15 protein-coding genes are annotated in these 20,207 nt (G+C 71.7%); 9 read left to right on the top strand and 6 right to left on the bottom strand.

Annotation, left to right across the window (positions count from 1 at the left end):
* Nucleotides 1-177 precede the first annotated feature (177 nt).
* Entirely contained in the window at nt 178-1,230 is a 1,053-nt protein-coding gene (locus tag IEY56_RS02920) for an ArsR/SmtB family transcription factor (RefSeq protein WP_189035453.1), read from the bottom strand.
* 459 nt (nt 1,231-1,689) lie between these two features.
* Here IEY56_RS02920 and IEY56_RS02915 point away from each other — a divergent pair, with 459 nt between their 5' ends.
* Nucleotides 1,690-2,664, top strand: coding sequence for an alpha/beta hydrolase (locus IEY56_RS02915; protein ID WP_308424107.1), 975 nt, complete (start codon nt 1,690-1,692; stop codon nt 2,662-2,664).
* 214 nt (nt 2,665-2,878) lie between these two features.
* A complete protein-coding gene (locus IEY56_RS02910; protein WP_189035818.1) occupies nt 2,879-3,571 on the top strand; it encodes a C39 family peptidase in 693 nt (230 codons plus the stop codon).
* A 137-nt stretch (nt 3,572-3,708) separates the two neighbouring features.
* Here the strand turns inward: IEY56_RS02910 and IEY56_RS02905 are convergent, their stop codons facing one another.
* The 4 genes from IEY56_RS02905 to IEY56_RS02890 all read right to left on the bottom strand — a co-directional run bounded on the left by IEY56_RS02905 (nt 3,709) and on the right by IEY56_RS02890 (nt 9,618).
* Complete coding sequence (locus IEY56_RS02905; protein WP_189035451.1) at nt 3,709-4,056, bottom strand: VOC family protein; 348 nt, start codon at nt 4,054-4,056, stop codon at nt 3,709-3,711.
* Nucleotides 4,057-4,235: 179 nt separating this feature from the next.
* Entirely contained in the window at nt 4,236-4,601 is a 366-nt protein-coding gene (locus tag IEY56_RS02900; RefSeq protein ID WP_189035450.1) for a hypothetical protein, read from the bottom strand.
* 254 nt (nt 4,602-4,855) lie between these two features.
* On the bottom strand, nt 4,856-7,012 hold the full coding sequence (locus IEY56_RS02895; protein ID WP_229711605.1) for an OmpL47-type beta-barrel domain-containing protein: 2,157 nt from the start codon (nt 7,010-7,012) through the stop codon (nt 4,856-4,858).
* 95 nt (nt 7,013-7,107) lie between these two features.
* Nucleotides 7,108-9,618 carry a ThuA domain-containing protein gene (locus IEY56_RS02890; protein WP_189035448.1) on the bottom strand — a complete coding sequence of 837 codons (2,511 nt, stop codon included), beginning with the start codon at nt 9,616-9,618 and terminating at the stop codon, nt 7,108-7,110.
* Nucleotides 9,619-9,818: 200 nt separating this feature from the next.
* Between IEY56_RS02890 and IEY56_RS02885 the strand changes: the two genes are divergently transcribed.
* The 3 genes from IEY56_RS02885 (at nt 9,819) to IEY56_RS02875 (ending at nt 12,977) form a co-directional block, all read left to right on the top strand.
* Nucleotides 9,819-10,805 (top strand): multicopper oxidase domain-containing protein, encoded by a 987-nt coding sequence (locus IEY56_RS02885; RefSeq protein WP_189035447.1) that lies wholly within the window; start codon nt 9,819-9,821, stop codon nt 10,803-10,805.
* A gap of 192 nt (nt 10,806-10,997) precedes the next feature.
* Nucleotides 10,998-11,201, top strand: coding sequence for a cold-shock protein (locus IEY56_RS02880; RefSeq protein WP_028434629.1), 204 nt, complete (start codon nt 10,998-11,000; stop codon nt 11,199-11,201).
* A gap of 168 nt (nt 11,202-11,369) precedes the next feature.
* On the top strand, nt 11,370-12,977 hold the full coding sequence (locus IEY56_RS02875; RefSeq protein WP_229711566.1) for a DEAD/DEAH box helicase: 1,608 nt from the start codon (nt 11,370-11,372) through the stop codon (nt 12,975-12,977).
* A 178-nt stretch (nt 12,978-13,155) separates the two neighbouring features.
* Here the strand turns inward: IEY56_RS02875 and IEY56_RS02870 are convergent, their stop codons facing one another.
* Nucleotides 13,156-14,043: an MBL fold metallo-hydrolase gene (locus tag IEY56_RS02870; protein WP_189035446.1), complete on the bottom strand. Its 888-nt coding sequence runs from the start codon at nt 14,041-14,043 to the stop codon at nt 13,156-13,158.
* A gap of 291 nt (nt 14,044-14,334) precedes the next feature.
* On the opposite strand from IEY56_RS02870, the gene IEY56_RS02865 reads away from it, so the two are divergent.
* The 4 genes from IEY56_RS02865 (at nt 14,335) to IEY56_RS02850 (ending at nt 20,204) form a co-directional block, all read left to right on the top strand.
* Nucleotides 14,335-15,594: an ATP-grasp domain-containing protein gene (locus IEY56_RS02865; protein WP_189035816.1), complete on the top strand. Its 1,260-nt coding sequence runs from the start codon at nt 14,335-14,337 to the stop codon at nt 15,592-15,594.
* A gap of 58 nt (nt 15,595-15,652) precedes the next feature.
* Nucleotides 15,653-17,677: a CocE/NonD family hydrolase gene (locus IEY56_RS02860; protein WP_189035445.1), complete on the top strand. Its 2,025-nt coding sequence runs from the start codon at nt 15,653-15,655 to the stop codon at nt 17,675-17,677.
* Nucleotides 17,678-17,895: 218 nt separating this feature from the next.
* Entirely contained in the window at nt 17,896-19,182 is a 1,287-nt protein-coding gene (locus IEY56_RS02855) for a carboxylate-amine ligase (RefSeq protein ID WP_189035444.1), read from the top strand.
* Nucleotides 19,179-20,204 carry an iron-containing redox enzyme family protein gene (locus IEY56_RS02850; protein WP_229711564.1) on the top strand — a complete coding sequence of 342 codons (1,026 nt, stop codon included), beginning with the start codon at nt 19,179-19,181 and terminating at the stop codon, nt 20,202-20,204. Before IEY56_RS02855 ends, IEY56_RS02850 begins: the two co-directional genes overlap by 4 nt.
* The last annotated feature ends 3 nt before the right edge of the window (nt 20,205-20,207 follow it).

Below are 20,207 nucleotides of genomic sequence, written 5' to 3'. Positions count from 1 at the left end.
CACGCCCGTTCGACGTGCGAAGCGGCGGGAGGGAGGAACCCCCGGGCCCGCGCCGTCGCACGTGCCGGCGCCGGGCAGGCACGCTCAACTGATCCTCGCCACCGGCCACTTCGGAGGCACTTCCCGGCACTTCCCCGCACCGGTTCCCTCGGCGGCCCTTTCCCCGCGCCGGTTCCCTCAGCCGCGCCGCCCGGCGCCTCCGCTCCTCGGCCCGCCGGCGACGGGCGACGCGGGCCCGGGCCCGTCAGTCCCGAGCAGGTGGCGGCCCCGGCCGGTCAGCCGGTGCACCACGTGGGCCCCGGCTCGTTCGCTGTGGACCAGGCCGGCGTCGCGGAGGACCTTCAGGTGGCCGCTGACGGTGGAGGCGGACAGACCCAGACGCGCGGCGACGGACCCCGTGGTGAAGGCCACCGTCAGCGCATCGAGAACGCGGGCGCGGCCGGTGCCCAGCAGTGCGCCGAGGGCGTCCGGGCTCCCGGCGGCCGCCTGGGACGCCGGCGGCTGCGAGGAGACCGGGTAGACCACGACGGGCGGCAGGTTGGGATCGGCGATCGCGATCGGCATGGTGTGGCAGAAGAAGGACGGGATGAGGCGGATGCCGCGCCCCCGCAGGCGCAGGTCGGAGTCCACCGGGTACGGCGCGGTGAGCACCGGGTCCCGCCATGTGAAGCAACCCAGCTTCTCCAGCACGGCCGTCATGCCGCCCTCCAGCGCGTCCGTTCTCCGGTCGCGGTGGGCGGCGACGGTAGCCTCGACCTCGCTCCAGTCCGGGGCGATCAGCTCGGCGTGGAAGCGGAGCACGGCGTCGGCGACCTGGTCGAGCAACTGCCGGTCGCCCGAGGCGAGTCGCCGGGTCCAGCCGGGCATGGGCCGGTACCGGGCCGCCTCCTGCAGCTCCCGGGCGAGACGGGCGCGGGATGTGGAGCGCAGCGTGCGCAGACCGACCGACATGCCCTCCTCCGACTCGACCGGGGTGAGGAAGTCGGGGAAGTACGCCGCGTCGGCCGGGGCGAGATCCCCCAGGAGGCGGCAGGCGGCGCGGAGTTCGTCGTTCTGGGCCCTCGCCGCCGCTCCCCGCCGCCACGGGCGCAGCTCCGGGGGCAGCCGGGTCGTGGAGGTGCTCAGCACATGGAGGCCGAGGATCGCCTCCCAGATGGGGTCCGCGGACTTCGCAAGTTGCACATAGCGGAAGTCCCGGTCGGTGAAGTGGATGCGCAGGACGCCTGCCATGAAGCGAGACTAGGACAGGCCCCACGTCTGCCGCCCCTCCTCACGAGGACTTTTCGGCAGTACCCGAAAAGCCCTCCTCCCCTCCCGGAACCGCGTACCTAACATCCGTGGCGTACGAGCGCAGGTGACGAGGTCCGCTCACCTCGGAGGGCCAACTTCCCCTGAAAACAGGCACGTCGTCAGGCACCGGGGGAGGAGGTCCCGGACGGGGCGACCGCGGGAAGCGGGCGGTCGCTGATGGCCCGGGTGCCCGGGGGCGGACCGCCTCGCCGCCGCTCTGCTCCGGCACGGTGCGCCGCGGACGGACGCGGCGGGCCGGGCGCTCCCGGACCAGTTGCGCACGCACGTCCCGAACTGCCCGCGGGCGCCGTCGTCGCGGGTTCCGCTCCGCCAGCTCGCGCACCGTCACGAACACGAACATCCATTCCCCCACTGGAGGTTGTGGTGAGTCAGTCCTTCATGAGCCGCCGTCGAGCGCTGAAGGCCGCGGGCGGCCTCTCCGCTGCGGCCCTGATCGGCGGAGCCGGCATGCTGACCATGGGAGGCGGGACGGCGGAGGCAGCCGAGGACGGTTCCGGGCTGCGGATCGTGGAGAGCGACGAGAAAGACCCGCGCATGAAGTACTACCGATTCGCCACGGACGCGATCGGCTGGAACCCCGCGGTCAACGTCCTCCTCCCGGGCGACTACTCCAGCGGCCGTCGCTACCCCGTCCTCTACCTCTTCCACGGCGGGGGCCTGGACCAGGACTTCATGACCTTCGACAAGGCGGGCATCCGCGGGCTGACCGAGGGCAGGCCCGTCATCGTGGTCATGCCCGACGGCGGACACGCGGGCTGGTACTCCAACCCGGTCGCCTCCAACGTCGGCCCCCGCAACTGGGAGACCTTCCACATCGAGCAGCTCGTGCCCTGGATCGACGCCAACTTCCGCACCTTCGCCGAGTACGACGGACGCGCGGTCGCCGGTTTCTCCATGGGCGGGTTCGGGGCGCTGAAGTACGCGGCCAAGTACCACGGCGACTTCGCCTCCGTCAGCGCCCACTCCGGGCCGGCAAGCCTCCGGCGCGACGCCGGCCTGGTCGCGCACTGGGCCAACGTCTCCTCCGCGGCGGCAGACCTGGCCGGCGGCAGCGTCTACGGCGTGCCGCTGTGGGACGAGAAGCGGGTCTCGGCCGACAACCCCGTGGAGAACATCGGCAGTTACAGGAACAAGCGGGTGTTCCTCGTCGCCGGCACCAGCCCCGACCCGCTGAACTGGGCGGACTACGTCAACGAGACCCAGGTGCTCGCCGGGCAGCGGGAGTTCCGCGCCAAGCTCGACGAGGCGGGCATCCGCCACGAGTCCCACGAGGAGCCCGGCGGCCACGTCTTCCGCACGAAGCTCTTCAGCCGCGACCTCGACGGCATCCTCGACCGGCTGCGCAAGGCGTAGCCCGAACGGGCGGCCCGGCACCGACACGCGGCTCGCAGCACCGCGCACCGGCACGTCGCCGGTGCGGTCGTGGTCCGCGGTCCGGGCCCGCCCCCTCTGTCCGACCCCTCCGAGGTGACCGGCCTCGCGTGTCCCGGGCCGATCCCCCCACCACGCACCATCGACGATCACTCAAGGAGCCCTGATGAGTAAGAGACATGTCCGCGCCGCCGTCATGACCGCTCTCGCCGCGACCACCGCGGCCGCGGTGCTGGTCGCCCCGGCGACCGCGCAGGCACAGCCCCTGCCCAAGTCCGTGTCGGTGACGGAGCACGGCACCTCCGACGGCACCGCCGTCGTCAGCGGGCACAACGAGCCCGGCACCCGCTTCCACGTCGACGGCGTCTCCACCAGGGCCGCCAAGACGCTCGAGATCGACTACCAGGTCCAGGAGACCGGCTACTGGTGCGGCCCGGCGGCGACGCGCATCGCCCTCTCCGCCCGCATGGGCGCGCCGAGCCAGGCCGACCTGGCCGCCCAGCTCGGCACCCACGAAGGCGGCACCGACCACATCAGCCAGGTCACGAACGTGCTCAACGCCAACCTCGGCACCGGCTGGTACGAGACCAAGGAGATGCCGAACGACCCGCCCACGCAGGAGCAGAAGGACCTGCTGTGGCGCGACATCGTCCTCGACATCGACAACAACTACCCGCTGGTGACCAACATCGTCGCCCCGCCCGGCAACCAGCCGCCCGGCTACCCGTCGGACCAGACGATCTACCACTACTTCACCGTCATCGGCTACGACGACGCCAACAGGACGGTGCTCATCGCCGACCCGGCCTCCTTCGGCGGCAACCAGATCTACTGGCTCTCCTTCGACCAGCTCGCCTCCCTCATCCCCCCGAAGGGCTACGCCGCCTGACCGGTTCGCCGGCCTGAACTCCGCAGCGCCTTCCACGGGCGGCCCGCCGCACGGCGGGCCGCCTCCGGGTTCGCGCCGCCTCCGGGCTCGCGTTCCCCGCGCTCGCGGTTCCGCTCACGGCCTCCGCGACCGCGGACTCAGCGGTGGCTGAGGACGTTCACCACCCGGCCGCTGGGGTCGCGGACGAAGAACCGCCGCACGCCCCACTCCTCGTCCTGCAGCGGGTGGACGATCTCCGCGCCCGCCTCCCGCACGGCCGCGTACACCGCGTCCACGTCCTCGACCTCGACGCTCATGTCGGGGGAGACCGGGGCCGTCTTGTCGCTGGTCATGAAGCTGATCTGCGCCGCCGGGGTGGAGGGGGACGCCACCGTCATGATCCAGCCCATGTCCATGACCTCCTCGAAGCCCAGCAGGCCGTAGAAGTCGCGGCTCTCCGGGGCGGTTTCGGTGGTGATGACGGGCATGACGCGGCGGACGGACATGAAGGCTCCAGATGTCGACGGCTCGGCAGGAACCCCTCAGACGTACTACATCGCACGCGTCGCCGCGGACATTTCACGCTTCGCACCCGTCCGTCCCGCCGCACGGCGGGCCCTCGCCGCTTCATGTCGGGCTCGGCGAACCCCCGGAAGGACCGCCGGACCGCGCGGACAGCGCCGGTTCAGGCTCCCGGAAGCTTCGGGCGGCCCGGCGTCGTGATGTGCCCGTCGGCCCTCCTGCGGGCGTGCCACGTACGGATGACGTCGACGCAGACGAGGACCGTGGAGACGTAGAGCAGGTGCGGCAGGTACTCGGCGGCCAGTCCGACGCCTTTCGCGAGGAGGCCCGCCTCGGAGCCCGCGGACCGCGGGTCCGGCAGTGCCAGCTCCGCCGTCGCGACGAGAGCGGCGCTGACGGCGATGCCGGCGAGGATCGCGGCGAAGTGCTTCGGCGGCGTCGTGCGTGCGTCCTCCCCGGTCAGCCGCAGCTCGGCGACGAGGGCCGCCACGAAGACGGCGAAGGCGGCGATGATCAGGGCGTCGTACATGGGGGCTCCGGGGCTGCGTGTGCTTCGGACTGCCGTGGAGGGCCGGACGCGGTCCACGAGCGCGCAGCGTACAGCCGCGTCCGAACGGCTGTCGGGGGATTGGCTTGGGGGTGAGCCCTGACGCGCGGGCGGGGTGGAGACGACCTGCTGGAGGCGCCGCCCCGGGGCGCGCGAAGGGCCCGGCCGGTATGGCCGGGCCCCAAGGGCTACGGGCCCGCGGGCCCGAGGCGCAGCGCCCCTCCAGCGCTACGGCCCTACAACTCCTTGATCCGCACGTCCCGGTAAGAGATCACGTCGGTGACGCCGTGCACCTGGAGGCCGATGTACCCCGAGGCGTAGCGCCGCCCGTCCGTTCCGGGATCGTCGTCGCGGGGCGGTGTGAAGACCTGGCCGCCCTTGTTGTCGAACTCGTTGATCAGCTCCCCGTTCCGGTAGACGGAGTAGCGCTGCCCGACGACCTTGACCTCGTAGTCGTTCCATGTGCCCTTCGGCGTGACTCCCGCACCGGCCAGGCTCACCCGGTCGAAGCCGTACACGGAGCCCGTCTTGTACATGTCGCCGTCGGGCCTGTCGAGGATCTGCAGCTCGTGCCCGTACTTGATGGCCACCCACTCGGGACGTGACTCCTCGGGGTGGTCGTGGACGTACGGGAAGCGGGCGAAGACACCGGCGTTGGCGTTGCCGTCCCCCGGCGCGTCGTCACGGAACTGGAGCTTCAGCGAGTAGTCGCCGTACTTGCGCTTCGGATACCACAGCATCCCCATGCCCTCGGTCTCGGTGCTGCTGGTCATGGAGCCGTCGTCGTGGAGCCCGAACGCTCCGCCGCCCACGTGCTGCCACCGCTCGAAGGACTCCTTCGTCCCGTCGAACAGCTTCTTGTAGCCCTCCTGCTGGCCGGGTTCGCCGATCCCGGAGGCTTTCGCGGCCCGCACGATGAGCTTGCGTTCCCGCTCGTCGAGCACCTTCTCGTCGAGCAGTTCGCCGGCGACCTCCGTGACGTGCTTGACGAACAGGGCGTGCGAGGACCAGTCCTTCTCGTCCTCGATCAGCTCGCCGACGGTGCACCGCCGCCCCGTCATGCGGTTGGGCACCCCGGTGTCGGTCTCCCCGATGAAGACGGTCGGCCGCTCGTCGTACTCGGGGCAGTCCGGCGCGGGGACGCCGCCGCCGGGGACGACGTCGAAGGATTCCGAGACCGCCTGCGAGGTGTTGCCCGCCTTGTCGGTCGCCCGGTGCGCGACGCTGTGGTGGCCGGCCCGGTCGACGACGACCGGGTCCTCGTAGGCGAGAAACGGGCCGCCGTCCAGGGAGTATTCGACCTTCTCCACGCCCGAGCCCTCGTCGCTCGCGGCGACGGTGACGGTCGCCTTGCCGAGGTAGTGCCCGTCGGAGTTCTGCCTGCCCTCCGTCGTCGCGGTGGTCGCCGGCGGTGTGGTGTCCTCCTCGGGCTGCTCCACCACCGTGAACTCGGCCGTCTTCACCTCGGCGGCGTTGCCGGCCTTGTCCGTGGCCCGGTAGCGGACGGCGTGGTCACCCGGCTCGTGCACCATCACCGGAGCCGTGTAGGGCTGGAACTCGCCGTCGCCCAGGGCGAATTCGACCTTGTTGACGCCGGAGCCGGCGTCCGAGGCGGAGACGGTGACGGTCGCCATGCCGATGTAGGCGCCGTCGGCGTCCTGTTCACCGTCGACCGTCGCGGACGTCTCCGGCGGCGTGGTGTCGTCGGTCGGAGGAGCGACGACGGTGAACTTCACCGACTTCTCCTCCGCCACGTTGCCGTCCTTGTCGGTGGCTCTGTAGCGGAAGGTGTGCTCGCCCGTCTCGTGCACCATCACGGGCTCGGTGTAGGCCTGGTAGCCGCCGTCGCCCAGGGCGTACTCGACGGTGTCGACCCCGCTGCCGCCCTCGTCGGTCGCGGTCACGCTCACGGTGGCCATGCCGATGTAGGCGCCGTCGGCGTTCTGGTCGCCCTCCACCTTCGCCGACGTCTCCGGCGGCGTGGTGTCCCCGCCTCCGCCGCCGTCGGTGACGACCAGCGTGCCCTGCATCTGGCCGTGTCCGGGGATCGTGCAGTGGTACTTGTACGTCCCGGGGGTCAGGGTGACTTCGACCGAATGCTTGCCTCCCTGCGCGTCCGAGGGGTTGGCGAGGATGTTGACGTCGACGTCGGAGTTGTAGTCGGGGTCGTTGGTGACGAACGTCAGCGTGTGAGGCATGGACGTCGTGTTGCCCGTCGCCTCGCTGTTCTCGAAGACGAGGGTCGCCGCGCCGGCGACGGCCGTCTCCGGCGCCGAGGTGTAGCGCGTGATGTCGTCGCTCGCCGTCCAGTTCAGCACCTGCTCGGCACGCGTGCCGTCTCCTCCCGGAGGCTGGAGGGCCTGCGCGGGAGCGGAGACCAGCCCCAGGAGCATCAGCACCGACGCGCACACGGCGGCGACCGCACGGCGCGTGCGGCGCCTCCGTCGCAGGTCGGCGGTCACGAAAGGACCGCCCTTGCCGTAGGTCCTCATCGGCCTGCCGCCTCTCCGACCACGTCGCCCGGCTTCGGCGTCGCCGCCCCGCCCTTGTAACTCACGCGCCACAGCGCGGACTTGTCGTCCGAGGTGAAGAAGCCGCGGCCGTAGTCGAGCACGTAGAGCGAACCGTCCGGAGCGAACTTCCAGTCCATCAGGTTGCGGATGCCGCCCTCCCCGATGGGGATGATCTTGCGCAGGCTCTCGGCGTGCACGGGCAGCGCCCCCGCCTCGTCGCCGTCCGGCATCACGACGGCGTGCCTGGGCTGCTCCTGGTCGTAGAAGTCGCCCACGAACCACTTGCCGTCCCAGTACGCGGGCCACTTCTCCTCCGAGGCCGTGGAGGCGTCGTAGCGGTACACCGGGCCGTTCATGGTGGCCTGGCCGCCGCCCTTGAGCCAGGGCAGCAGCAGCTCCTGCTCGTCCTCCTTGTAACTGGGCACGCCGTTCTCGTCGCGCGGGTAGTCGGGGGCGCCGCCCTGGGGCGAGTACCAGATGTTGTTGGGCTCGGCGGGCGGGATGTCCACGAGGCCGTCGTTGTTGGGCGACTCGTTCTGCAACCGGTCGCAGTCGTACCAGTCGAGGGGTTTCTCCGGGTCGGGCAGGTTGCGGTCGCGGTAGGGCTGCTTGTTGCCCATGCAGTACGGCCAGCCGTGGTTGCCGGCCTTCGTGATCCGGGCGAACGTGTCGTACTTGGCCGGCCCCCATGTGGTGCTGGGCGCGCCGGCGTCGGGGCCCACCCACCCCGCGTAGAGGGTGTCGGTCTCGGTGTCGACGGAGATCCTGGCCGGGTTGCGCACGCCCATCACATAGATCTCACCGCGCGTCTTGCCGCCGCCCTCGTCGTCCTCCTCGCCGGTGAAGAGGTTCCCCTCGGGCAGCGTGTAGGTGCCGTCGTCCTCGGGGTGGATGCGCAGGATCTTGCCGTTGAGGTTGTTGGTGTTGCCGGCGGTGCGGCGGGCGTCGGCGAAGGAGACGCCCTTGAAGTCGGGCTCGGGGTTGTTGCCGGAGTAACCGTCGCTGAACTGCGAGGAGTTGTTGTCACCCGTGGCGATGTACAGGTTGTGCCTCGAGTCGAAGGCCATGCCGCCGCCCGCGTGGCAGCAACTGTGCACCTGCACGGGCCACTTCAGCAGCACCTTCTCCGAGGACTCGTCGAGCTTCCCCGTCTTCGCGTCCACGGTGAAGCGGGAGACGCGGCGCTCGGCCATGTGCGTGTCACGGTCGAGTTCGGAGTGCGGCGTCCAGTGCAGGTACATCCAGCCGTTGGAGGCGAATCCGGGGTCGAGGGCGATGCCGAGCAATCCCTCCTCGACCTTGACGAGTTCGTCGCCGCCGCCCTTGTTCCCGAAGACCGTCAGCGAGCCGACCTTCTCGGCCTTCTCCGTCGCCGGGTCCCAGACGTGGACGGTGCCCTCGCCCTTGCCGATCTCCGGGTCCTCCCAGTCGGTGACCACGGGGGCTTCCGCGTCGCCGCCGCCGCGCCCGATGTAGTAGACCCGGCCGTCGTCGGCGGTGGCCAGGCCGTGCGGTTCCCCGATCTGATCGGACTCGCCCGGCTTGTTCGGCGAAGTCAGGCGCTTCGCCTCGTAGTTGGAGGTGATCGTCGCCTTGCAGTCGGCACGCGCCAGGCGCGTGGTCCACATCAGGGCGCCGCGCAGATGCGTCCGGAAGTCGGCCTCCTGGAAGCTGTCCGCGGTGCCGCCCATGCCGGTGTAGAAGGACCGGCCGCCGTCGTAGTCGCGGCACCAGGAGACCGGGTGGTCCCAGCCCATGGCGCCCTCGCCGGGGCTGTACGTGCTCTCCCGCACGCGCGCCACGGTGTGCACCGAACCGCTGGGGTTCTCCGCCCAGTTGAGCCAGCGGTCCGGACGTTTCCATTCGGCGGGCAGGTCCCTGGTCGAGGGGTTGCGCCGGTCGCCCGTCTCCACGGTGGCGCGCTGCACCTTCCCGGGGGCGCCGTCGGCGGGACGGGCGCCCACGAGGCCGCCGAACCACTCGGAGTACGGCTCGGCCCGCGCCGCGTCGTGGACTCCGAGGAAGCCGCCGCCGGCCTCCATGTAGCTCTCCAGGCCGGCTTCCTGGGCCGGGTCGAGCACGTCCCCGCCGCCGCTGAGGAAGACGACGGCGTTGTACCGGCCGAGCTTCTCGGTGGCGAAGACCGAGGGGTCGCCGGTGGCGGTGATGGTGAAGCGCTCCGCCGCGGGACCGCTGCGGCCGATCGCCTCGATCGCCTCGATCCCGGCGTCCACGGTCGGCGGTTCCTCTCCCGCGGAGCCGTGGAAGACGAGTACGCGTACGTCGTCCCCGCCCGGTGGGCTGGGGAGTCGGAGTTTCGGAACGGACGGTTCTGGAGCGGTGCCCGCGAGGGCCGGCGAGCCGCCGAGCAGGGAGGCCGCGACCGCCCCCGCCAGGAGCGCCGCGAGCCTGACTCGCCGTGACCGCCGTCGTGACGTGCGCAACCCTCGTGGGTCTGAGGGCATTTGATGCGGTTCGAGCCGCATGACTGCTCCACCCCTCTTAAGTCACAGAAACGACGATGAAGGTAGACGTCTTTCGGTGGAACGCCAAGAGCTATGACCAGGATTCAACGAACTTTGTCCTGGATCTGGATAAACGCCGGAGGCGGCGCTACCGTCCTTCTCGGCTCACCTCAACGCCTGGGCGCCCAGCGGCAGTTCAGGCCGACGCCGAAGGGGGACCGATGACACGCCCGTCCGGACACCTCGCCCGCCGTAGCTTCAGCAGACGCCTCCTCGCCGGTTCCGCGGCCGCCGCGCTCGCCCCGGCCGCCCTCCCCGCCGCACCCGCCGTCGCCTCTCCGGCCTCCGCCTCAGCCGCCTCCGCCGCGTCGCCGCGCCGCGCCCGTGCGGGAGGCGAGGTGCGCCACATGAAGCTCTTCGCGGAGAGGCTGGGGGACGACCAGATCGGCTACGGCCTGGAGAAGGGCGAAGCGACGATCCCCGGCCCGCTGGTCGAACTCGTCGAGGGCGACACCCTGCACGTCGAGCTCGAGAACGCCACCGACGTCGCGGTCAGCCTCCACCCGCACGGCGTCGACTACGACCGGGCGAACGACGGCACAAGGATGAACCACAGCATCGTCGAGCCCGGCGCCAAGCGCACCTACACCTGGCGCACCCACGCCCCCGGCAAGCGGAAGGACGGGACGTACCGCGCCGGCAGTGCCGGGTACTGGCACTATCACGACCACGTCGTGGGGACCGACCACGGCACCGGCGGGATACGGGCCGGGCTCTACGGGCCGCTCGTCGTGCGCCGGGAGGGCGACCCCCTCCCCGACGAGCAACTCACCATCGTCTTCAACGACATGACGATCAACAACCTGCCAAAGGGGCCCGACTTCAAGGTCACGGTGAACGACCGGGTCGAGATCGTCATGATCACGCACGGCGAGTACTACCACACCTTCCACGTGCACGGTCATCGCTGGGCCGACAACCGCACGGGGCTGCTGGAGGGGCCCGGCGACCCCAGCCGCGTCATCGACAACAAGATCACGGGCCCTGCCGACTCCTTCGGCTTCCAGATCATCGCCGGCGAGGAAGCGGGCGCGGGTGCGTGGATGTACCACTGCCACGTACAGAGCCATTCCGACATGGGCATGGCAGGGCTGCTTCTGGTGGCAAAACCGGACGGCACCGTTCCCGGACATGACCCGCATCACTGACGTGGATTCGCGTCACACGGGCCCGGAGTGTGCTAGGTTGAAGGAGTTGCAGTTTTGGTACCCATGACTTTGTGTGCGCCTGAAGGTTGTGACCTCAGGCGCATTTCTGTTTTCCGGTCTTCCTGGATGGGTCAGAGCGGCGACGGGTTCCGCGCAGTGTGGGACTCAGCTTTTGCCTTAGAAGGAGATCGCATGGCATCTGGCACCGTTAAGTGGTTCAACTCGGAAAAGGGCTTCGGCTTCATCGAGCAGGAGGGCGGCGGCGCTGACGTCTTCGCTCACTACTCGAACATCGCGGCCCAGGGTTACCGTGAGCTCCACGAGGGCCAGAAGGTGAACTTCGACGTCACCCAGGGCCAGAAGGGCCCGCAGGCGGAGAACATCACTCCTGCCTGAGTACCGAGCATTCCGAACCGGGGCCCGCACCTGCGTGGTGCGGGCCCCGGTTCGCGCTCGCGTGAAAGACATTCACGAATTGTCGGCTCGTTCCTGTGATTCTCCGTTCGGCGCTGCCGCTCCGGAGCCTTCCTCGATGCGTGCCGCCCCGAGGAAGGTTCTCCCTGAGTGAATCGCCCCACCCGTAACACCTCACGTTCCGCGGGCCGCCCCTCCGAGCGCGCCGGCGGCCCCCGCCGCAACAGCCGGCAGCGTCCCGGGCGCTCCCGCGGCGCGGCGCCCAAGCGTCAGCCGGCGGGCCCGCCCCAGGAGTTCGCGCTGCCGGTCAGCACGACCCCCGCTCTGCCCCCGGTGAGCTCGTTCGCCGAACTCGACATGCCCGCGCCCCTGCTGGCGGCCCTGACGCAGGAGGGCGTCACCGAGCCGTTCCCGATCCAGGGGGCGACGCTGCCCAACTCCCTCGCCGGACGGGACGTCCTCGGCCGCGGCCGCACCGGATCGGGCAAGACGCTCGCCTTCGGTCTCGCGCTGCTGGCCCGTACCGCCACCCGGCGCGCGGAGCCCCGGAAGCCGCTGGCGCTCGTCCTGGTGCCCACCAGGGAGCTGGCCCAGCAGGTCACCGACGCGCTCACGCCGTACGCCCGTCCGCTGCGGCTGCGGCTCACGACCGTCGTCGGCGGCATGGCGATCTCGCGGCAGACCAACGCGCTGCGCAGCGGTGCGGAGGTGCTCGTCGCCACCCCCGGACGGCTGAAGGACCTCATCGACCGGGGCGACTGCAGCCTGGAGGACGTGCGCATCTCGGTCCTGGACGAGGCGGACCAGATGGCCGACATGGGCTTCCTTCCGCAGGTCACGGCCCTGCTCAAGCAGGTGCCCGGTGACGGGCAGCGGATGCTGTTCTCCGCCACGCTCGACCGCGAGGTCGACCGGCTCGTCCGGATGTTCCTGACCGACCCGGTCGTCCACTCCGTCGACGCCTCCGCGGGCGCCGTCACCGAGATGGACCACCACGTCGTCCACGTCGCGAGCACCGACAAGGCGGACACCGCCACGAGGATCGCCGCGCGCGACGGGCGGGTGCTGATGTTCCGAGACACCAAGCGCTCCGTGGACCGGATGACGAAAGACCTGCTGCGCAAGGGCGTCCGCGCGGTGGCGCTGCACGGCGGGAAGTCGCAGTCGCAGCGCAACCGCGCGCTGGAGCACTTCAAGACCGGCCACGTCACCGTTCTCGTGGCCACCAACGTGGCGGCTCGGGGCATCCACATCGACGACCTCGACCTCGTCGTCAACGTGGATCCGCCCACGGACCACAAGGACTACCTGCATCGCGGCGGGCGCACCGCCCGGGCCGGCGCCTCGGGCAGCGTGCTCACCCTCGTGCTCCCCGAGGAGCGGCGGGACATCAGCCGCCTCATGGCTGCCGTGGGCATCAGCGCCCAGACCATGACCGCCGGCTCGCGGGACGCCGAGCTCGCGCAGCTCACCGGGGCGCGGGAGCCGTCCGGCGTGCCGGTGACCGTCGCCGCGCCCGAGCCGGACAAGCAGTCCCGCGGACGCGCCGGGAACCGCAGGCGCGGCAGCGGCTCCGCCAACCGGAGCGCCGCGGCGAACCGGAGCGGCGAGGCGGGCCGCGGCGGAGCGGGCTCCGACCGCGGAGCGGCCGGCGGGCGGCCGCGGCGCCAGAGCGGGCGGCGCAGGACGACGGCCGCGCCGGCGGCGGGTCGCGGCTACGGTGCCGCAGGCGCACAGCGGGGCCGGAAGGCCGCGTAGCAGGCGCGGGAAGACCACACGGGAGCGGTGCGGCAGCCGGAAGGCGGCCGCACCGCTCCCGTGCGTGCGCCCGCGGAGCCATCGGTGCGGCGCCGCCGCGACGGACGGCGGCCGGGTGGCCGCCGGGCCGGCTCGGCGGGAGCGCGATGCCCGTCCCGGTGGCGCCCGGCCCGTGCCGTCAGCCGCCTTTTGCGCCCACGGCGCCCGTCCGCGCGACCGCGGGCCGCACCTCCCCGACCCGCGGGCCGGGCCCGGCCACGAAGCCCGCGCCCCGCGGGCAGTGCACCAGCCGGGACCCGAACCCTCGCCTGCCCGCTTCGGCGACGAAGTCGCTCAGCGGGGAGCGCATCACCGTGTAGTCGTCGTAGTGGACCGGCAGGACGTGGGCGGGGTCGACGATGTCCAGCAGCTCCCCGCCCTGCCGCCCGTCCATCGTCACCACGAAGCCGCCCGGCAGCTTCGTACCGCCCAGGTGGAAGACGCCCAGATGGATGTCGGGGAAGCGCTCCGTGATCTCTCGCAGCCCGTCGAACGGAAGGGTGTCGCCCGACAGGTACAGCCGCAGCGTGACCTCGCCGCCCTGGTCGAATTCGACGACGCTCCCCATCACGGGCGGCAGCAGCCGGCGCAGCGCCGCCGTGCCCGCGTGCCTGCCGGGCACGGACGTGACGCGGACGCGGCACCCCTCTTTGACCAGGTCGTGGCTCTGCCATGTGGCCAGCCCCGTCGCGCGGTGGAAGCCCTGGAGCCCCTGCAGGCGCCGGGCGGCGTGCGGTGTCGTCAGGACGGGCAGGCCGCGGTGCAGGTGGCGGCGGGCGGCGCGGTCCCAGTGGTCGCCGTGCAGGTGGGAGAGCACCACCGCGTCGAGTCCGGACGGGAGCCCGCCGGGAGGCAGCGCCGGCTCGGTGAGGCGGCGTGTGACGAGCCCGTACCCGAGGTGCGCGAACCGGCCCCGGTGCAGGAGGTTCGGATCGGTCAGCAGCGTGAACGGCCCGTAGCGCAGCAGCAGGGTGGCATTGCCGACGAAGTGGATCTCGGCGGCGCCGGGCGGCACTCGATCCTTCATGGTCGCCTCCTTCGGGCGGACGACCGGACGACGGCTCGTCCGGCCCGACCGGACGACCGCCCGCCCGCACATGTCCGGAAGTCATCGAATCGGGTCCGTTCCATCCGGGTTCGTAGTGGAACGTCCAGGTGCCCGCCGTGCCGATCCGGACACCTCGCGGCTCAGGGGAGACCCGGATCACGCGTGCCTGAGGTTCGAAGGCCGGTGCACGGGTACCGCAGAGGACCCGAACGGACCAGTCAAGTGCTTAAGGAGAGATCGGTGAGCAGCAAGAACATCTTCGTCATCGGGATGGACGATGTGAACCTGACAGTCCTCCGCGAGGTTCCCAACGCGGAGAACTACGCCTTCCACTCCCTGCTGGATGTCGAAGAGCTGCAGGTCGGCGAGGTGTCGATCCCCGATCTGCTGGAGAAGGCACGCGCGCAGCTGAACGCGTTCGACGGCAGCGTCGACGCCATCGTCGGCTACTGGGACTTCCCGGTGAGCACCATCGTGCCGATCCTCTGCGGTGAGTACGGGCTGCGCAGCGCGAGCCTGGAGTCGGTCGTCAAGTGCGAGCACAAGTACTGGAGCCGGCTGGAGCAGTCGAAGGTCATCAGCGAGCACCCCCGCTTCGGGCTCGTCTCCCTGGAGGACGACGACCCGAAGCCGCCCGAGGGCATGAGCTTCCCCATGTGGCTGAAGCCCGTGAAGTCCTTCTCCTCGGAGCTGGCGTTCGGGGTGGACGACGAGAAGGAGTTCCAGGAGGCCGTGGCGAAGATCCGCGACGGGGTCCACCGCGTCGGACGGCCCTTCGAGTACATCCTCGAACAGCTGGACCTGCCCGAGGAGATCGCCGGCGTCGGCGGTCAGGCGTGCCTCGCCGAGGAGTCCCTCACGGGCGTGCAGGCAGCGGTCGAGGGCTACGTGTTCGAGGGCGAGATCACGGTCTACGGGGCGCTCGACTCGATCAACTTCCCGGACAGCTCCAGCTTCATGAGGCACCAGTACCCCTCGGCGCTTCCCGAGCCCGTGCAGCGGCGGCTCAAGGACGTCTCGAAGCGCGTCATCGAGCAGGTCGGCATGGACAACGCCACGTTCAGCATCGAGTACTTCTACGACGCCGCTCACGACGAGATCAACCTGCTGGAGATCAATCCGCGGCACTCGCAGTCCCACGCGGAGATGTTCGACTACGTCGACGGCGTCCCCAACCACCACGCCATGATCAGCCTGGCGCTCGGCACGGACCCCGCCATGAGGCCCAAGCACGGTGAATACGCGGTCGCCGCCAAGTGGTACCACCGCTGGTTCACCGACGGGATCGTCAAGCGCGTCCCGACGCGCGAGGAGATCGAGAAGGTCCAGCGCGACAACCCGGGCGTGAAGATCGACGTGGTGCCGGACGAGGGCCAGCGCCTCTCCGAGATGCCCGGCCAGGACAGCTACAGCTACGAACTCGCGCACATCTTCATCGGGGCCGACAGTGAGGAGGAGATGCGGGAGAAGCACGACCGCGCTCTTGCCGCGCTGCCCTTCGAGGTCGAGGACCCGGCCGCCGCCGAGTGACCCTTCCGCCGCCGAGCGATCACGCACGAGAACCCGTGAGCAAAGGAGCATGCAGGTCATGCGCTTCGTGACCAACTTGCCCCACAAGACCGAGGAAGAGGAGCACGTCCGCATCCCGGTCTCCGACGGCACGCACCTGGCCGCGCGCATCTGGCGCCCGGTGACCGCGCCAGAGGAGCCGGTGCCGGCGGTGCTGGAGTACATCCCGTACCGCAAGCGCGACCTGACGGCGGTGCGCGACTCCATGCACCACCCGTACATCGCCGGCCACGGCTACGCCTGCGTGCGCGTCGACCTGCGCGGCACCGGGGAGTCGGAGGGCGTGCTGGCGGACGAGTACCTGGACCTGGAGCAGTCCGACGCCGAGGACGTCATCGCGTGGCTCGCCGAGCAGCCCTGGTGCAACGGGCGCGTCGGCATGATGGGCATCTCGTGGGGCGCCTTCAGCGCGCTCCAGGTCGCCGCGCGCCGGCCGCCGAACCTGGACGCCATCGTCATCGCGTCCTTCACGGACGACCGGTACGCCGACGACATGCACTACATGGGCGGCTGCCTGCTCTCCGACAACCTGGCCGAGGCGGGCACCATGTTCGCCTACTCCACGTGCCCGCCCGACCCGGCGCTGGTCGGGGAGCGGTGGCGCGACATGTGGCTGGAGCGGCTGGAGCACACCAGGCCGTGGGCCCTCGAGTGGCTCCGCCACCAGCGCCGCGACGACTACTGGCGGCACGCCTCGGTCTGCGAGGACTACCAGAGCGTGCGGTGCCCCGTCCTCGCCTCCAGCGGCTGGGCCGACGGCTACTCGAACGCCGTCACGCGGCTGCTGGCCAACCTGGACGTGCCCCGCAAGGGCCTGATCGGGCCGTGGTCGCACAAGTTCCCCCACCTCGGGCAGCCCGGCCCCGCCATCGGCTACCTCCAGGAGGTCGTGCGCTGGTGGGACCACTGGCTCAAGGACGAGGACAACGGAGCGATGGACGGCCCCATGCTGCGGACGTGGATGCAGGAGAGCGTTCCGCCGTCGACGTCCTACGAGGAGCGCCCCGGGCGGTGGGTGGGCGAGCAGACCTGGCCCTCCCCGGACATCCGGCCCGTCTCCCATCCCCTGAGCAGGCACACGGTGAACCCGCCCGGCACGACGGTCGGCGAGGAGGAGCTGACGGTGCAGTCGCCGCTGTCCGTCGGCCAGTTCGCCGGCAAGTGGGCGTCCTACAGCGCTCCGCCCGACCTCCCGTACGACCAGCGTGAAGAGGACGGCGGCTCGCTCGTCTTCGACACCGAGGCCCTGACGGAGCGCGTGGAGATCCTCGGCACGCCCACGGTGGAGCTGGATTTCTCCGTGAACGAGCCGGTCGCGATGGTCGCGGCACGCCTGTCCGACGTGGCGCCGGACGGCTCCGCGACGCGGGTGACGTACGGCCTGCTCAACCTCACCCGCCGGGACGGCACCGGCGAACCGGAGCCCCTGGAGCCGGGACGCCGCTATCGCGCCACGGTGCAGCTGAACGGCGTCGGGCAGGCCTTCCCGCCCGGGCACCGCATCCGGCTGTCCCTCTCCACGTCGTACTGGCCGCTGGCGTGGCCTCCGCCGAAGCCCGTGCTGCTGAGCGTCTACGCCTGCAACAGTGCGCTGACGCTGCCGGTGCGCCCGGCGTCGGAGGAGGGTGAGATGCGCAGCAAGCCCTTCGAGGAGCCCGAGGGCACGCCGCCCATCGAGGTCTCCTACAAAACCCCGGTCGACTCGCGCTGGGAGGTCAGGCGCGACCTCGTCGACTACGGGTCCGCGCTGGAGATCCTCAAGGACGCCGGCACGGTCCACTTCGAGGACATCGACCTCGATGTGCACCGCAAGGCGTTCGAGCGGTACGACTCCGTCGCCGACGACTTCGAGTCGGTCCGCGGCGAGTCGGCATGGACGATGGCCTTCTCGCGCGACGAGTGGAACGTCCGTACGGAGACCCGCACGGTGCTGACGTCCACCGGATCGGATTTCGTGCTGCACGCCACGCTCGACGGATACGAGGGGGACCAGAGGGTCTTCTCGCGTACGTGGAACGAGCGCGTACCGCGCGACTTCGTCTGACGAGGGCCGCGGCCGGGGCGGTGGCGGCCGGGTTCCGGCCCGGCTGCCGCGCCCCGGCCGTGTGCCCCGCCCTGGCCGTGGCAGCCGGGCATGCGGTGCCGTTTACGGCACGGGGCCGGGGGCACTCCGTCATCGGCCCGGCCTACGGCCCGTCCGTGCGGCCGGCCCGCCCTGCCCGCCGTGTCCGTCCGCCCGCCGCCGAACACCAGGAGGGTCCGATGGCTGACACAGCTCCCGTGACCGCCGCGGTCGCCGCGGAGGACCCGCGAGCGGCCGGCGCCTTCCCGCCGGCGCCCGGCGGGAGGTCGCTCACCGTGGGCGTCGAGGAGGAGTTCCTGATCCTCGACGGGGAGACCGGCAGGCCCGTGCCCCGGGCGGAAGCGGTCCTGCACGCGGCGCGGCCGGGACCCGCCCTCCCCGGGGACACGCAGCTCAAGAGGGAGCTGCTGGCCTGCCAGGTGGAGGTCGCTTCCGGCGTCTGTACCGGCCTGGACGCCCTGGCGCACCAGCTGAGCGCGGGACGGCGGCGGCTGGCGGACGCGGCCCGGCAGACGGGCCTGCGCACGGTGGCGAGCGGCACCCCGGTGCTCGCCGGCCCCTACGGCGCACTGAGCGAGGGCCCGCGCTACGAGGACATCTCCGGCATCTACGCGGGGGTGGTGGCCGACTACGAGGCGTGCGGCTGCCACGTCCACGTCGGCGTGCCCGACCGGGCGACGGCGGTCGAGGTCGTCAACCACCTGCGGCCCTGGCTGCCCACGCTGCTCGCCCTGTCGGCCAACTCGCCCTTCGACGACGGCCGCGACACCGGCTACGCGAGCTGGCGCATGGTGCTGCAGTCGCGGTTCCCCGGCTCCGGAGTCCCGCCGCACCTGCCCTCCCCGGCGGCCTACGACGCGCAGCTGCAGCGCCTCGTCGACTGCGGCACCCTCGCCGACGTGCGGCAGAGCTTCTGGCTGGCACGGCCCTCGCCGTGCTTCCCCACGGTGGAGTTCCGGGCGGCGGACACCGCCGCCACCGTCGACGAGGCCGTACTGCAGGCGGCGCTCTCGCGTGCCCTGGTCGGTACGGCCCTGGCAGCGATCGGCGAGGGCCGGGAGGCGGCCCCCGTGGACGGCCAGGTCGCCGCCGCGGCCGTGTGGGCGGCCTCCCGTCACGGTCTGCGCGGGCCGGGGGTGCATCCGCGGCTGGAGCGCGAGGTGCCCGCGCTCACGCTCGTACAGGAGCTGGTCGCGCACGTCTCCCCGGCGCTGGAGGAGAGCGGCGACCTGGAGCTGGTCCGCGGCCTCCTGGCGGCTGTGGCGGAGCTGGGCACCGGAACCGAACGTCAGCGCGCCGCCGCGGCTTCCGCACCGCACGAGGGGCCGCGGGCGGTCGTCGGGCATCTCGTGCGGGAGACCCTGCGGACGCCTTCGTCCCAGCGTGCCGCGGCCGACGCGGCGCCCGCGTCCGCGCCGTCCGGCGCCGCCGGAACCAGGCCCGGTTCCGCCCGGAGGGCGTCGTGACCGGGCCGGCCGCAGCGCTCCGCGCGGTGCACGACGAGGGCGCCGCGCCGCTGCCGCAGCCGCGCGGCCCGCTCTCGGCGGCGGTCCTCGACGCTCTCCGGAGCCCGCCGGGCGGCGCCCTCCGCTGGCCCGAGGTCCCGCGTGACGACCCCTTCGGCGAGGACGTCCAGCTCGCGCTCCACCTGTGCTACGAGCCGCACTACCGGGGCCTGCGCGGCGTCGCCCCCTCCTGGGAGTGGGACCCCGAACTGCTGCGCCTGCGGGGCCGGCTGGAGCAGACCTTCCTCGACGGCCTGCGTGCCCACGTCCCCGGCGGCGCGGACGTGGCGGCGGAGCTGGACGAGCTGCTTGTCGAGCCGCCCGGCGGCGCCGGCCTCTCCCGCCGCTTGGCCGAGGAGGGGGAGTGGTGGCAGATGCGGGAGTACCTCGTCCACCGCTCCGTCTACCACCACAAGGAGGCCGACCCGCACGTCTGGGTGGTGCCGCGGCTGCACGGCCGGGCGAAGGCGTCGCTGGTCGCCGTCGAGTACGACGAGTTCGGAGGGGGACGGGCCGAGCGCGTCCACGCGCGCCTCTACGTCGACCTGCTCGCCGGAGCGGGCCTCGAGACCGGGTACCTGCACTACCTGGACGCCACGCCCGCCCCGGCCCTCGCCGTGGTCAACATGATGTCCCTCTTCGGGCTCCACCGGGGTCTGCGGGGCGCGCTCGTCGGGCACTTCGCCGCCGCGGAGACCACGACGGCCCCCAGCGCCCGCCGGATGGTGCGTGCGCTGGAGCGGATGGGCGCCCACCCGGACTGCGTGTTCTTCTACAGCGAGCACATCGAGGCCGACGCGGTGCACGAGCAGGTCATGCGGCGGGACGTGGTGGGGGGTCTGCTGGAGAGCGACCCCCACCTCGCGCCGGACATCGTCCTCGGGGTCCAGGCGACCGGCCTGCTGGAGGACCGCCTCTCCCGGCACATCGGCAGCGCGTGGGACGAGGGCCGCAGCTCGCTGCGTACGCCGCTGCCCCGCTGAACG

Origin of the sequence: Streptomyces daqingensis (genome assembly GCF_014645895.1) — a bacterium.
Lineage (GTDB): Bacteria > Actinomycetota > Actinomycetes > Streptomycetales > Streptomycetaceae > Streptomyces > Streptomyces daqingensis.
This window is presented reverse-complemented; position numbering and strand designations above follow the sequence as displayed.

Bases quoted from the DNA above. Each gene is read 5' to 3' on its own strand.
- IEY56_RS02920 (WP_189035453.1), bottom strand. From the start codon at position 1,230: ATGGCAGGCGTCCTGCGCATCCACTTCACCGACCGGGACTTCCGCTAT.
- IEY56_RS02915 (WP_308424107.1), top strand. From the start codon at position 1,690: ATGAGCCGCCGTCGAGCGCTGAAGGCCGCGGGCGGCCTCTCCGCTGCG.
- IEY56_RS02910 (WP_189035818.1), top strand. From the start codon at position 2,879: ATGACCGCTCTCGCCGCGACCACCGCGGCCGCGGTGCTGGTCGCCCCG.
- IEY56_RS02905 (WP_189035451.1), bottom strand. From the start codon at position 4,056: ATGTCCGTCCGCCGCGTCATGCCCGTCATCACCACCGAAACCGCCCCG.
- IEY56_RS02900 (WP_189035450.1), bottom strand. From the start codon at position 4,601: ATGTACGACGCCCTGATCATCGCCGCCTTCGCCGTCTTCGTGGCGGCC.
- IEY56_RS02895 (WP_229711605.1), bottom strand. From the start codon at position 7,012: ATGCTCCTGGGGCTGGTCTCCGCTCCCGCGCAGGCCCTCCAGCCTCCG.
- IEY56_RS02890 (WP_189035448.1), bottom strand. From the start codon at position 9,618: ATGCGGCTCGAACCGCATCAAATGCCCTCAGACCCACGAGGGTTGCGC.
- IEY56_RS02885 (WP_189035447.1), top strand. From the start codon at position 9,819: ATGACACGCCCGTCCGGACACCTCGCCCGCCGTAGCTTCAGCAGACGC.
- IEY56_RS02880 (WP_028434629.1), top strand. From the start codon at position 10,998: ATGGCATCTGGCACCGTTAAGTGGTTCAACTCGGAAAAGGGCTTCGGC.
- IEY56_RS02870 (WP_189035446.1), bottom strand. From the start codon at position 14,043: ATGAAGGATCGAGTGCCGCCCGGCGCCGCCGAGATCCACTTCGTCGGC.
- IEY56_RS02865 (WP_189035816.1), top strand. From the start codon at position 14,335: ATGGACGATGTGAACCTGACAGTCCTCCGCGAGGTTCCCAACGCGGAG.
- IEY56_RS02860 (WP_189035445.1), top strand. From the start codon at position 15,653: ATGCGCTTCGTGACCAACTTGCCCCACAAGACCGAGGAAGAGGAGCAC.
- IEY56_RS02855 (WP_189035444.1), top strand. From the start codon at position 17,896: ATGGCTGACACAGCTCCCGTGACCGCCGCGGTCGCCGCGGAGGACCCG.